At 61.5% G+C, this 14,042-nt stretch carries 10 protein-coding genes; 6 read left to right on the top strand and 4 right to left on the bottom strand.

Translation table 11 applies throughout. From position 1 onward, the window contains the following. Positions 1-82: 82 nt before the first annotated feature. The 4 genes from lspA to CENROD_RS02460 are packed head-to-tail and all read right to left on the bottom strand — an operon-like array spanning position 83 to position 5,755. Positions 83-613 (bottom strand): signal peptidase II, encoded by a 531-nt coding sequence (gene lspA, locus CENROD_RS02475; protein WP_081699795.1) that lies wholly within the window; start codon positions 611-613, stop codon positions 83-85. Between the two features lie 15 nt (positions 614-628). After that, the gene (gene ileS, locus CENROD_RS02470) at positions 629-3,511 is read right to left on the bottom strand and encodes an isoleucine--tRNA ligase (RefSeq protein ID WP_022771500.1); all 2,883 of its coding nucleotides are present in this window, start codon (positions 3,509-3,511) and stop codon (positions 629-631) included. 10 nt (positions 3,512-3,521) lie between these two features. Continuing rightward, entirely contained in the window at positions 3,522-4,493 is a 972-nt protein-coding gene (locus tag CENROD_RS02465; protein ID WP_022771499.1) for a bifunctional riboflavin kinase/FAD synthetase, read from the bottom strand. Between the two features lie 32 nt (positions 4,494-4,525). Beyond that, a complete protein-coding gene (locus tag CENROD_RS02460) occupies positions 4,526-5,755 on the bottom strand; it encodes an HD-GYP domain-containing protein (protein WP_081699794.1) in 1,230 nt (409 codons plus the stop codon). Positions 5,756-5,985: 230 nt separating this feature from the next. Between CENROD_RS02460 and dapC the strand changes: the two genes are divergently transcribed. From dapC to CENROD_RS02430, 6 genes are all read left to right on the top strand, one after another. Then, a complete protein-coding gene (gene dapC / locus CENROD_RS02455) occupies positions 5,986-7,218 on the top strand; it encodes a succinyldiaminopimelate transaminase (RefSeq protein WP_022771497.1) in 1,233 nt (410 codons plus the stop codon). A gap of 116 nt (positions 7,219-7,334) precedes the next feature. Then, the gene (dapD, locus tag CENROD_RS02450) at positions 7,335-8,159 is read left to right on the top strand and encodes a 2,3,4,5-tetrahydropyridine-2,6-dicarboxylate N-succinyltransferase (RefSeq protein ID WP_022771496.1); all 825 of its coding nucleotides are present in this window, start codon (positions 7,335-7,337) and stop codon (positions 8,157-8,159) included. Positions 8,160-8,391: 232 nt separating this feature from the next. Next, complete coding sequence (locus tag CENROD_RS02445; RefSeq protein WP_022771494.1) at positions 8,392-9,567, top strand: PilT/PilU family type 4a pilus ATPase; 1,176 nt, start codon at positions 8,392-8,394, stop codon at positions 9,565-9,567. Then, positions 9,564-10,724 carry a succinyl-diaminopimelate desuccinylase gene (gene dapE / locus CENROD_RS02440; RefSeq protein ID WP_022771493.1) on the top strand — a complete coding sequence of 387 codons (1,161 nt, stop codon included), beginning with the start codon at positions 9,564-9,566 and terminating at the stop codon, positions 10,722-10,724. Before CENROD_RS02445 ends, dapE begins: the two co-directional genes overlap by 4 nt. A 19-nt stretch (positions 10,725-10,743) precedes the next feature. After that, the gene (gene prmB / locus CENROD_RS02435) at positions 10,744-11,655 is read left to right on the top strand and encodes a 50S ribosomal protein L3 N(5)-glutamine methyltransferase (RefSeq protein WP_041193863.1); all 912 of its coding nucleotides are present in this window, start codon (positions 10,744-10,746) and stop codon (positions 11,653-11,655) included. Positions 11,656-11,966: 311 nt separating this feature from the next. After that, positions 11,967-13,940 (top strand): ABC-F family ATP-binding cassette domain-containing protein, encoded by a 1,974-nt coding sequence (locus tag CENROD_RS02430; RefSeq protein ID WP_022771491.1) that lies wholly within the window; start codon positions 11,967-11,969, stop codon positions 13,938-13,940. The last annotated feature ends 102 nt before the right edge of the window (positions 13,941-14,042 follow it).

The following is a 14,042-nucleotide window of genomic DNA, read 5'->3' as shown; positions in this document are numbered from 1 at the left end:
AAAGATTGTCGCACGGGGATTTGTGCCAGTCGGTATCCGCTGCCTAGCCGAACCGTCAATCAGAGTGCAGCGTTGTGCATGGTCAACGTTGCCGTCGCACTCGCAAGAATTCGTCGAGCAATAACAGCGCAGCGCCGACGGTAATCGCGCTATCGGCCACATTGAAAGCGGGGAAATGCACTCCCGCCCAATGAAAGTCCAGAAAGTCGATGACGTGCCCATACACGATCCGGTCGATCACATTGCCGACAGCCCCGCCCAAAACGCAGGCCAGCGCAAAGGCGAACAACTTCTGCGCCCCGTGCGTGCGCAGCATCCACACCACGAACAGCGCAGCCGCCACGCCGAACCCGATAAAAAACCAGCGCTGCCAGCCCGAGGCATCTGCCAGCATCGAAAACGCCGCGCCGGCGTTGTGTACGCGGATGAGCCGGAAAAACCCCGTCACCGGGTGGGCCTCCCCCACCTGAAAAAACCCGACGATCAGCACTTTGGTGAATTGGTCGGCGAGGATGATCAGTGCAGATACGGACAACCACGCCATCCAGGACAGGGCACCGGATTGCGCAGAAACACCAGGAGAACGAACGGGACGAGGAGCAGTACGTGCCATCAAAAAACCCCATGGTCAAGCCATACTGCGCACTTCGCCTTCGCCAAACAGATTGCTGGCGCAGCGCAGGCATAGGCCCGGGTGAGCGGGGTCGGCATCGGCTGCGAGAACATAGTGCCAGCAGCGTGGGCATTTGTCCCCCGGTGCCGGGGTGACTTCGACGCGCAGTGCGTCCCCAGCATGGAGCGCGAACGAGGAGGTCAGGAAGACGAACTTGGCATCTGCCCCCAAGTGCGATAGCGCCGCGTAGTCCTCGCCACCGGCATCCATACACACTTGCGATTGCAGCGAAGAGCCGACCTGACCCGCAGCGCGCAGCACTTCAATGTCCTTGTTGACCAGGTCACGGATCGCACGGATGCGCTCCCACCGCTGGTGCAATGGGGACGACGCATCCACCTCGGGCCATTTGACGAAGCGGTCGAGGAACACCGAAGCACGGGTGGCTTCGGGGGTCATTCCCTGCTCGCCCAACACGGCCCAGGCTTCTTCGGCAGTGAAGCTCAGGAATGGCGCCATCCAGCGGATCAGCGCATGGGCAATGGCGTACAGCGCGGTTTGCGCACTGCGCCGAGCTATCGAATGCGCAGCGTTGGTGTACAGCCGATCCTTGAGGATGTCGAGGTAGAACCCCCCCAAAAACTCGCTGCAATAGGTTTGCAGCAGCGTGACCACGGGGTGGAATTCGTAGACCTCGTAGTTTGTGAGGATTTGCCTTTGCAGCAATGCGGCGTGTTCCAGGGCGTAACGGTCAATCTCGACGAGCGCATCGGTGGCGACGGCATCACGCACAGGGTCGAAGTCGCTGGTGTTGGCCAGCAGGAACCGCAGCGTGTTGCGAATCCTGCGGTAGATATCGACCACGCGATCCAGAATCTTGGTATCGACGCTGATGTCCCCGCAGTAGTCGCTGGAGGCCACCCACAGCCGAAGGATTTCCGCGCCGTACTTCTTGCAAATGTCTTGCGGGTCGATGCCGTTGCCAGCGCTCTTGCTCATCTTGTGGCCCTTCGGGTCTACGATGAACCCGTGGGTCAGCACAGCTCTGTACGGGGCGTGCCCGTACATCGCACAAGAGGTCAGCAGGCTGGAATGGAACCAGCCCCGGTGTTGGTCGTGCCCTTCCAGGTACAAGTCGCTGGCGGGGCCTTCGTCGTGTCCGCAACCGGGGTGCGAACCGCGCAACACGGTGGTGTGCGTGGTGCCGGAGTCGAACCAGACTTCGAGGATGTCGGTGCTGCGGGTGTAGAGGGCCGCATCCGCTTCGCCAAGGATGGATTCCGTGCTGCGCTGGCTCCAGGCTTCGATGCCACCCGCTTCGACGATGTCCGCTGCCTGGTCGAGGATGTCCAGCGTGCGGGGATGCAGCACGCCCGTTTCCCGGTGCAGGAATAGCGGTAAAGGCACGCCCCAGCTTCGTTGGCGGCTGATGCACCAGTCTGGCCGGTTGGCCACCATGTCGCGCAAACGCGCCTTGCCACTGGAGGGGAAGAAGTTCGTTTGCTCGATGGCGTCGAGCGACATCTTGCGTAAGGATTCGGGAGCGGGGTCGCGGGCTAGCACCCCTTGCCCTTCGTCCATGCGGATGAACCACTGCGCCGCAGCGCGAAAGATCACCGGCGTTTTGTGCCGCCAGCAATGGGGGTAGCTGTGCTGCACATCGCCCAGTGCAAAGAGCCGCTGCGCATCGCGCAGGGACTGGACGATGCCCTGCGTCGCCTTCCAGATGTGCTGCCCGCCAAAGAGCGGGAAGTCGCTGGCATAGCGTCCATCAGGCCCGACGGGGTGGAGGATCTCATCGTGCCGCATGCCGTGCGCAAGGCAACTGCGAAAGTCCTCCATGCCATAGGCCGGAGCGGCGTGGACGATCCCCGTGCCATCCTGCGCGGTGGCGTAGTCGGCCAGGTATACGGGGCTGGGGCGGTCATACCCGGCATCGACGCGTGCGAGCGGATGCTCGAAATGGATCGCATCCAGCCGTTCCCCGGCCACGGTACCGAGCACCGCGCCTTGCAGCCCATACCGGGCCAGGCAGGTCTCGACCAGTTCCTGCGCCAGCAACAACAAGCCGCGTTCCGTATCGACCAGCGCGTAGTGCAATGCGGGGTGAAGGTTGAGCGCAAGGTTGGCAGGGATCGTCCAAGCCGTTGTCGTCCAGATGACCGCAAAAACGTCTTTCTGCAGCGCTGCCAGCCCGAAAGCCTGCGCAACCTTGTCCGGTTCCCGGCACAGAAAGCCGACGTCGAGCGATGGGGAATGCTTGTCGCGGTATTCGATTTCGAATTCGGCCAAGCTGGATGCGCACTCGAAACACCAATGCACGGGCTTGAGGCCCCGGTAGACGAATCCGCGTTCGACGATGCGCCGGAACGCACGAATTTCCTCGGCCTCGTTGTGGAAGTCCATCGTGCGGTAGGGATGTTCCCAGTCCGCAAGGATGCCCAGCCGTTGAAAGTCCGCGCTCTGCAATGCCACCTGCGATGCCGCATAGGCGCGGCTCAAGGACTGCATCGCATCACGCGCCAGGGCGCGACCATGCTGCTTTTCGATGGCGTTTTCGATGGGAAGACCATGGCAGTCCCACCCTGGGATGAACGCTGCATCGAACCCGCTCAACAGGCGGGATTTGACGATCATGTCCTTGAGCACCTTGTTGAGTGCATGCCCCATGTGGATGGGGCCGTTGGCGTAGGGCGGGCCGTCATGCAGCACAAAGGGCGGCGTACCTTGGCGGGCAGCGCGAATCTGCTGGTAGATGCCGCGTTGTTGCCAGTCCTGCACCCACTGGGGCTCGCGCTTGGGCAAGTCTCCCCGCATGGGGAAGGGCGTATCGGGAAGCTGCAAGGTTTTGCGGTACTCGTCCGCAGTGGAGGAGGCCGCAGTGGAAGGGGGGGTCATCGAAGGGGGGTCATCGCCGTTGCGCGAAGAAGGCCCGGGCATCTTGGCAGTCGCGAAGGATGCCGGCGCCGAGCGCGTCGAGGGAGGGATAAGAAAGCTCGTCGTGCAGCTTGTGCAGCAGCTCGACCCGAATCAGTTTAGCGTAGCCCCCTTTTTCGCCCAGCGTGGGTGGCCATTCCAGGCAATGCGTCTCCAGCAACACGCGCCCACGATTGGCGTCGCGGGAATCCAGCGAAGGCCGCACCCCCAGGTTGGCCACGCCAGGCAAGGGTGCTTCCCCCAGGCCATGGACGTGAACGACGAAGACCCCGCGTGCGGCGGGGTTCCAGTGCGCAAAACGCAGGTTCAGGGTGGGAAAGCCCAGTTCGCGCCCCAGCTTGCGGCCGTGGAGCACGTGCCCGGAGACGGTGTAAGGGTGCCCAAGCAAGCGGGTGGCATCGTCCATGCGCCCTTTCCCCAGAGCTTGGCGCACTGCGGAACTCGATACCCGCACGCCGTGGATTTCGTATTGGTTCATTCGCCCTACGTCGAAGCCCAAGGCTATCCCCTGCTTGTCGAGCAAAGCGTAATCGCCCATGCGCTGGGAACCAAAGCGAAAGTCGTCGCCGACGAGCACATAGCGCGCCTTCAACCCCCGCACAAGAACCCTGTCGATGAATTCTTGCGGCGGCAGACTGCAAACGCGGTCGAAAGGCAAGACGATGGTTTGATCGATACCCAGGCGACGCAGGTCGTCGAGCTTGTCACGCAAGGTACATACGCGCTGGGGCGCCAAGGAAGGGTCGCGCTGCACTGCCGCAAAATGGTCGCGCGGGTGCGGTTCGAAAGTAAGCACGCAACTAGGCAGCCCACGCTGCCGTGCCTGCGCACGCAACAAAGCCAGCATGGCTTGGTGGCCTTGGTGTACGCCGTCGAAGTTGCCGATGGTCAGCGCGCAAGCTGGGGCAACGCCCGGGTGATGACAGCCACGAAAAATGGGCATGGGTACGAATACTTCCCCAGGGATGCAGTCCGTTATTGTGAGTAACCCCGGGGAATCAAGCGGAGCATGCTTTCCGGGTTGAGGCTGACGCGCACTGCATGTGCAGGCAAGGTCGATTCGATTGTCAGACCATCGCGGGCCGTATCGCGCACGCGGGGTTCCGCGATGACGTCATCGCTGCGGTTGAGGATGCTCGCAATAACAGGCTCTGCCGGGCGTCCCCCCCGCCGTAGCACGACGGCGATTTCCCCATTGGAGAGCCGAACGAAGGTGCCCGGAGGCGACAACCCCAGCAGCGAGACGAGCGCGGTGCCGACCTCGTCGTGTTTGGAAGACCCTTCCCGCACGACGACGCTGCGCACGGAATCCCGCGCCGTTCTGCCAATACGGGACTTGCGTGGACTCATCGCAGCGGTGTAGCGGTCCACGGTTTGGAGGATTTTGTTCAATTTGGGGACGACAGGCCACTGCCCGAAATTCCCAGGCTCATTGGGCGCAGTGTGGTGGGTGGCCACCAATTCCAGCCAGACGGGGTCGGTGACTCCAGCAGCTTCAAGCAGTTCTTTCCCGATGGTGGGGTGCCGGTCGATGTCACGCCGCTGTGGGGGGGTGGGCGCGGTTTTCTGTAGCGCAAGCAAATCCTGCAAATGGGTCATTGCCACATTCATCGTTAGTGCGGCGCGAACCAGCGAAACGCGCTGTTCTTCCTCCAAAAGAAAAATTCTCGACAAGGCACAGGTCAGGCATCCGCACAACAACGAATGCAGTGCGCTATACCCTCCATAGTGCGTGACGGCACGATGGAAGAGCAGGAATAGCGCAGCGTCGGAATTCTGGGTCAAAAGCTGTGTGGTCTGCTCTTCCAGTACACCGATGCGTTCGACGAATTCTGTAGGCGTGCGGATGCTCCCGAGCAAAACGCCAAGTTTTGCCTCGATATCGCTCCAAAGCTGGACGATGGTGGCTGGCGAATGCTCATCGTGCTTGGAAGTTTTGCGCATGCTCAAGTACTTGGAGAAGTCCTTGATTGGCGCGCCAGCCAGGTTCAGCGCGGAAATGCCCGACATCACTGCGCGAACCCCTTCGTCGGATTCGTCGATTTCGACATAAATCGCCCTGCGGGTGCGCAACCCCTGCAATTGCGCGGGGTACTCGATCGTTTGCCCCTTGATCAGAAGAATCTTGCCGTTTTCATCGCGCAGGGTGTAGCGCAGCGTCATGCCCAGGAAAAGTTGTTCCGGGCGAATTGCGATCAGATCCACGAGAAATCCACGAGAGAAGTCAACCAGGGAAAAGCTGCGGGAGGCAGTGCCGATGCGTCAGCACGCAACGGATACCGACTCATTGCAAATCGGCCATGAAGAAATAAAGAGGAGTTCGAATATGGAAATGCGGAACGCGATTTTCACGGGTGCATCCAACAAAACAGCATCGTACTTGCTACGACTTTATCGGCACAAAGCCCAAAATCGATCCGGGATAATGATTTGCTATGAACCCGCTTCTTCATCGATTGCAGCCCTACCCTTTCGAGCGGCTGCGCAAGCTATTCGAGGGTATCACGCCCAATCCTGCATACCGTTCGATCCGCATGGGGATTGGGGAGCCGCAGCACGATACGCCTGAGGTCATTCGCCGTGCGATGGTGCAAGCCATCGAGCGCCACCCCAGCGCCTTGGCCAACTACCCGGCCACGCAAGGGGAATCCACCTTGCGGGCTGCGTGTGCAGGGTGGGTGACGCGGCGCTACGGCGTGGACTGCGATCCCGCCACGCAAGTCCTCCCCGTCAACGGCTCGCGGGAGGCCCTGTTCTCGCTGGCGCAGGCGGTGTTCCCCTCTTCTGCCAGTGCCACTTCTGCTTCTTCGGCTACGGTGGTGCTTTGTCCCAATCCTTTCTACCAAATCTACGAAGGCGCAGCCTTGTTGGCTGGCGCGGAAGTGCATTACGTTCCCAGCGTTCCGGCACGCAACTTTGCCACGGACTGGGAGAGCATTCCCGAAACAATCTGGGAACGTACCGCGCTGGTGTTCGTTTGCTCTCCCAATAATCCCACAGGCGCGGTGATGCCGATGCAGGAGTGGGAGCTGCTTTTCGAGCGCAGCGACCGCTATGGCTTCGTCATCGCATCAGACGAGTGCTACAGCGAAATCTATTTTCGCGACGAGCCTCCGCTCGGTGGCTTGCAGGCTGCGTATGCGCGAGGGCGAACGGACTTCCGCCGTCTGGTCATGCTGACCAGCCTATCGAAGCGCAGCAGCACGCCGGGGTTGCGCAGCGGTTTTGTCGCGGGGGATGCCGACATCCTCTCCCAATACTTGCACTACCGCACATACCACGGTTGCGCGATGGGCACTGCCGTGCAGGCTGCCAGCATTGCAGCGTGGTCGGACGAAGCACATGTCGTCGAAAACCGTGCGCTCTACCGGCAAAAATTTGCGCAGGTTCTGCCCATCTTGCAAGACGTGCTTGATGTCTCCCTGCCCGACGCTGGGTTCTATCTGTGGGCTGGGGTAGGAAGTGAAAAAACCCCGCAGGACGAAACCCTATTCGCTCGGGATTTGTTCGCTTCCTACAATGTGACGGTGCTCCCAGGCTCCTACCTTGCGCGTAGCGTAGGCGGCCATAACCCCGGTTCCGGGCGCGTGCGCTTGGCGCTCGTGGCCTCGGTCGAAGACTGCGTCGACGCAGCGCGGCGCATCCGGGAATTCGTTCTTCGCCGCTGACCTGAGTTCGACGTTGACCCGATTTCGCAGTTGACCCTATCGCGGTTCCTTTTTTTCTTCTCTCCCTGACTTCTTCGTTTTTCTTTTTTCCTTCTTCCTTGATTCTTCCTTGATCTATGAGTTCTTCCTTGCAGAACCTTCTCGACGCAGCGTGGGAAGACCGCGCCAACCTCAACGCGGACAACGCTCCCAAAGAATTGACCGATGCCATTGAGCACGTCATTGCTGAACTTGATGCGGGGCGGCTTCGCGTCGCCACGCGGGAAGGGGTGGGGCAGTGGACGACCCACCAGTGGATCAAAAAAGCCGTTTTGCTCAGTTTTCGCTTGCGTGACAACGCGCTGGTGCAGGGGGGGGACTTGCGGTACTACGACAAGGTGCCCACCAAATTCCAGGGCCTTGATGAAGTGGCGATGCGCGAGCTAGGCGTGCGTGTCGTTCCTCCTGCCGTTGCCCGGCGAGGTTGCCACTTGGCCAAGGGAACGATCCTGATGCCTTGCTACGTCAACATCGGCGCCTTCGTCGATACGGGAACGATGGTCGATACCTGGGCCACGGTTGGCTCCTGTGCGCAGATCGGCAAGAACGTGCATTTGAGCGGTGGCGTCGGCATTGGCGGCGTGCTCGAACCGATGCAGGCCGGCCCCACGATCATTGAGGACAACTGTTTCATCGGCGCGCGTTCCGAAGTCGTCGAAGGGGTGATCGTCGAAGAAAACTCGGTCATCTCGATGGGGGTCTACATCGGGCAAAGCACTCCGATCTACGACCGTTCCACGGGCACGGTCAGTTACGGGCGCATCCCTGCCGGTTCCGTGGTCATCAGCGGTAGCCTGCCCAAGGAAGGCGGCAAATACAGCCTCTATGCCGCGATCATCGTCAAGCACGTCGATGCCCAAACCCGCGCCAAGACCAGCCTCAATGACCTGTTGCGGGAATAACTGCCATGACCTTGCACAGAGGCCCTGCATTAGGAACAACATGGGGAACATCATGGCAGTTGCCCTCACCCCCCAGCACCGCAACCCCATCCCCCTGCCGCTGGGCAAGGGGGGCTTCGAGAAGCCGCTTCGCGACTTGCACAGTAACCTGCCCAGCCTAGGCGAGTAGCGGCCCGAATTTCTTGGCCTGCGACCTTCCTCCTTCTGCTTTCCTCTTTCCACCTTCTCCCCCATGGCTACTACCAGTCCTTCCGGCACGGGCACCATGGAGCGCATCCTGCGCCTCATGACAGAGAAGCGGGCTTCCGACTTGTACTTGTCCGCCCATTCCCCTGCGTTGATCCGCATCAATGGCGTGTGCGTTCCGGTCAATAGCCAGATCCTCCCGCCGGACGCACCGCTCAATCTGCTGCTGGAAGTGCTGCCTGCGCAGCGCATCGAGGAATTGCGCGAGCTGAACGAGCTGAACATGGCGCTTTCCATGCCAGGCATCGGTCGCTTCCGCGTCAGCGCCATGCGTCAGCGCGGATCTTTCGCTGCGGTGATCCGCTATATCGTCAACGAGATCCCCTCGATGGCCTCGTTGAGCGTGCCAGCCTCGTTGGCCGACCTGATACTGGAAAAACGCGGGCTAATCCTGATGGTCGGCGCCACCGGCGCCGGGAAAAGCACGACGCTGGCGGCGATGATCGACCATCGCAACATCAATATGTCCGGGCACATCCTCACGATTGAGGATCCCATCGAATTCCTGTTCAAAAACAAACGCTCCGTCGTCAACCAGCGCGAGGTGGGAACGGATACCCAGTCCGCGCAAATCGCCCTCAAAAACGCATTGCGCCAAGCGCCCGACGTCATCTTGATCGGCGAAATTCGCGACCGGGAAATGATGACCGCTGCCATCGCCTACGCCCAGACGGGGCATCTTTGCCTGGCGACCATGCACGCCAACAACAGCTACCAGGCGCTCAACCGCATCCTGAGCTTTTATCCTGTCGAAGTGCGCGCGACGATGCTGGGCGACTTGGCCGCTGCGCTCAAAGCCATCGTTTCCCAACGCTTGCTGCGCAACATCGCGGGAACACGCTCCCCTGCCGTCGAGGTGATGCTCAATACCAAGCTCGTGTCGGAGCTGATCGCCGCCGGAGATTTCGCTGCCATCATGGAAGCCATGGAAAAGTCGATGGCAGAAGGCAGCCAGACCTACGAACAGGACATTGCAAGACTGATCTTCTCCGGCATCGTCGAGCGCAAGGAAGGGATTTCCAACGCGGACTCCCCGACCAACCTGATGTGGCGTCTGCAAAACGACTTTGCCGCACGCGACAAGGTCAAGTCCGCCACTTCCGACGACGATGCCGACGATCAAGCCACCTTCACCGACATTACTTTGGACGTTCCCCAATGACGATCGAACTCTTGCGCCAACTCATCGCCTGCCCTTCCCAAACGCCTGACGACGCAGGGTGCCAGGCTCTGTTGGCCGTTCGCCTGTCTGCGCAGGGCTTTGCCGTCGAGCACCACGATAGCGGCCCGCCCCAGCACCATGTGCGCAATCTATGGGCACGACGTGGGGCCACCGCCAACCCCAATGCGCCCTTGTTTGTTTTTGCAGGCCATACGGATGTCGTTCCTCCCGGCCCGGCAGAGCATTGGATCAGCCCGCCCTTTGCGCCCACCGTACGCGATGGCGTTTTGTATGGTCGCGGCGCTGCGGACATGAAAGGCTCTGTCGCTGCGTTCGTCATCGCCGTCGAGGAATTTTTGGCGCGCTACCCTGACGCGCCGCTGTCGCTGGGCGTACTGCTGACGAGCGATGAAGAAGGCCCCGCCGTCGATGGCACGGTGCGCGTCGTCGACGCTTTGCAGCAGCGTGGCGAACGCATCGACTATTGCATCGTTGGCGAACCGACGTCGATCGACACCGTGGGGGACCAAATCAAGAACGGGCGCCGTGGTTCGCTGACCGCAAAAATCACGGTGCGGGGAACGCAGGGGCACGTGGCCTACCCCCAGTTGGCCGATAACCCCGTCCATCGCCTTGCCCCGGCATTGACCGAGCTCGTCGGCACCGTGTGGGACGAAGGCAATGACGACTTCGAACCGACGACCTGGCAGGTCAGCAATATCCACGCTGGCACTGGCGTGGACAACGTCATCCCTGGCACGGTCGTCGTCGATTGCAATTTCCGTTATGGCACGGCGTCGAGCACCGATTCGCTGCAATCGCGCTTGCAGGCCGTGTTGGACAAGCATTGCTTGCGCTATGACATCGTCTGGACGCAAGCCAGCCAGCCTTTTCTGACCCCACGCGGAACGCTGGTCGATACGGTCGCCGCTGCCGTCCTGGCTGAAACCGGGGTACATACCCAGCTCTCGACAGGAGGGGGAACCAGCGACGCACGCTTCCTCATCCGCATCTGTCCGCAGGTCATCGAACTGGGGCCGCGCAACGCGAGCATCCACCAGGTCGATGAGCACATCGGGGTCGAAGAATTGCAGCATCTCAAAAACATGTATCGCAGGGTGCTGGAATTGCTGGCTTTCCCCGATGGCGCCCACTGATTCCCAACGGGTTGAAGCCATGCCTATCGAACCGGAACTGGGGTTGACGCTGCCGGATTGCGTCACCCAAATGCAAGCCAAGCTGGAACAAGCGGGGGTGGCTTTTGGGCATGGCACGACCAATGCCCTCGATGAAGCCGCGTGGCTGGTGCTGTGGCGGCTGAGCCTGCCGTTGGACACCTGTCTGACGAGCGACAAAGCGGTATCGCGGCACATCAGCCCGCAAGAGCTGGCGTACATCGACGAGCTGGTCACCCAACGCATCGCCACGCGCAAGCCCGCCGCGTATCTGACGCAGGAAGCCTGGCTCATGGGCGTTCCTTTTTACGTCGATGAACGCACCATCGTTCCCCGTTCGCTGATTGCAGAAATCCTTGTCGAAGGCAGTCTGGACTACTGGCTGGGGGAAGACATGCACCGTGTGCTCGACCTCGGCACCGGCAACGGCAGCCTGGCAGTGCTGGCCGCGATGGAATACCCTGATGTGCGTGTACAGGCCAGTGACGTCAGCGTTGAAGCGTTGGAAGTCGCCCGCATCAACGTTGACCGCCATGGCCTGCACGACCGCATCACGCTACGGCATTGCGACGGCATCCCCAAAACTGGCAGCCACTACGACTTGATCCTGTGCAATCCCCCTTACGTCGACGCAGCCGCCATGGCCGCCCTGCCCCCGGAATTCCGTGCAGAACCGGCGCTGGCGCTTGATGGCAACGTGCTTGGTGGCACGGATGGGATGGATTTCATCCGCCAATTGGTGCAGGATGCCCCAGCGCAAATGGGCAAGGACGCCGTGCTCGTGCTCGAAATCGGCCACGGGCGTTCGCGCTTCGAGGCCGCATTCCCCAAGCTCGAAGTGGTGTGGTTGGAGACGAGTGCCGGCGAAGACCTCGTCGCCTTACTGACCCGCGACGCCCTCCTTGCCGTTTGACGACGGCATCTCGCGACTTTTGTCGCTCCCACAACATGGCTGGATGCGTCGTGCCCATGTAAGAACCTATTCCAGTAGGGGCTGCGCCATCGCATTGCACGCGGCGGCGGTGCTCGGAATCCTCATGTACTGTTAGTACATTCCGGTTCCTGCGCTCCGGCGCCACGCACACTGCTTCGGCTCGCCTGCCTACTGAAATAGGTTCTAAGGTGATGCCGATTCTCCGTTTCCGTGCATACCCCTGCCTTTATTCCCGCCTCTATCCCTAGCCACCTACCTCTACGGATGTCCGTCCCGCTTTTGTCCTTTCCATGCTTCGTCTGCAAGACCTGACCGTTCGGCGCGGTGGCAAGGTGCTGCTTTCCGGCGCCAACCTTACGATCTGGCCGGGAGAAAAGGTTGCGCTCGTCGGGCGCAATGGCTCGGGCAAATCCACCCTGTTCGCGCTGTGGAGCGGGGCTATCGACGATGACGGGGGGGAATGCACGCTACCACCGCATTGGCGTGTGGTGCAGGTGGCGCAGGAGCTGCCCGATACCGATCAGCCTGCCACCGAGTATGTGATCGACGGCGATGCCGCGCTCCTGCGTGCGCGCCAGGAAGTGCAAGCGGCCGAGGCCAGCCACGACGGCGTTCGGCTTGCCCATGCGCTGGCTGCCTTGCACGACGCCGGGACGCACGACGCCCCCGCGCGGGCGCAGGCCCTGCTGCTGGGGCTGGGTTTTCGCAGCGCGGAGCTAGGCCGCAGCGTATCAAGTTTTTCCGGGGGGTGGCGGATGCGCCTGCAATTGGCGCGGGCGCTGATCTGCCCTTCCGACCTGCTATTGCTCGACGAACCGACCAACCACCTCGACCTCGATGCCTTGGTGTGGCTGGAAACCTGGTTGCAGCGCTATGCGGGAACGCTCGTCGTCATCAGCCATGACCGCGAGTTTCTGGATGCCGTCACTGCCGTGACCGTACACATCGACAACGCCGCGTTACACCGCTACGGCGGCAACTACAGCACTTTCGAGACCCTGCGCTCCGACTCCCTGCAACATCAGCAGGCTGCATATTCCCGCCAACAGGAAGAGATTGCGCGGATGCAGCGCTTCATCGACCGCTTCCAGGCCAAGGCCACCAAGGCACGGCAGGCGCAAAGCCGGGTCAAGGCGCTGGAGCGCATGCAGCGCATCGCCCCCGTGCTGGCCGAATCCGAATTGCGTTTTTCGTTCGCCCAGCCCACCCATTCTCCCAACCCGATGCTCAAGCTGGATCGGGTCGATTGCGGTTATGCCCCGGCAACGGCGGGGGATGGAGCAGACCCGGATGAATCCGACATCGAGGCCCACCCCACCGCTGGCAACCAGGCCGCAGCCCCCACCGTGATCCTGCGCGGGGTGGGGCGTACCGTGCTGCCTGGGCAGCGCGTGGGCATTTTGGGTGCCAACGGGCAGGGCAAATCCACGTTGGTCAAGACGATCGTCGGGGTGTTGGCCCCGCTCGACGGTCGGCGCACCGAGGGCAAGGGTTTGCGCATCGGCTACTTCGCGCAAAGCGAGGTCGATGTGCTGCGGTTGGATGATTCCCCGCTGGAACACCTGCTCCGCCTGCGCAACGCCCTGCCTCCCACCCATCCCGGAGCCACCGCACGGGAACAAGACCTGCGCAATGTGCTCGGCACCTTCCAGTTTTGCGGCGATATGGTGCATCAGAGCGTAGGCAGTATGAGCGGCGGGGAAAAGGCACGTTTGGTGCTGTGCATGATCGTTTGGCAACGCCCCAACCTGCTGCTGCTCGACGAACCGACGAACCACCTGGACCTCACTGCGCGGGAGGCACTGGCTGTCGCGCTCAATGATTTTTCCGGCGCGCTGCTGCTCGTCAGCCACGACAGAGCCTTGCTACGCGCCGTGTGTGACGAGTTCTGGCTGGTGGCGGATGGGCAAGTCAGCCCCTTCGATGGCGACATCGACGACTACCAGCGCTACGTACTCGACCGCGCCCGTGCTGATCGCGCTCCACCCCGTAGCCGCGCTGCCCGGCCCACATCTGCTGTCCAGTCGGCCAAGCCCTCTCAGCCTTCCCTCCAAACCCTGCAGCGCCGCCTAGCAGCCATCGAAGCGCGGGTGGAAACTCTGCGCCAGCAATGCGCTGCCCTCGAATCCCAGTTGCTCCAATCCCAGTGCCCTACGGCCCTCGCCGATCTGGGCACCCGACTGCAGCAGACGCAAGAAGAATGCGACACCGCAGAAGAAGAATGGCTGGAGCTATCGTGTGCGGTGGAGGAAATGGGGGGGTAAACGTAGGCCCTTCCCTCCTTCCCTTGATACCCCTGCTAAGAACCTAGAAACTACTTCAGTAGGGGCTGCGCCATCACATGCCTACCCAAATTGGTTCTACGG

Origin of the sequence: Candidatus Symbiobacter mobilis CR, assembly GCF_000477435.1 — a bacterium.
Lineage (GTDB): Bacteria > Pseudomonadota > Gammaproteobacteria > Burkholderiales > Burkholderiaceae_C > Rhodoferax > Rhodoferax mobilis.
The sequence above is the reverse complement of the archived record's forward strand: the minus strand, read 5'-3'. Positions and strand labels throughout refer to the sequence as shown.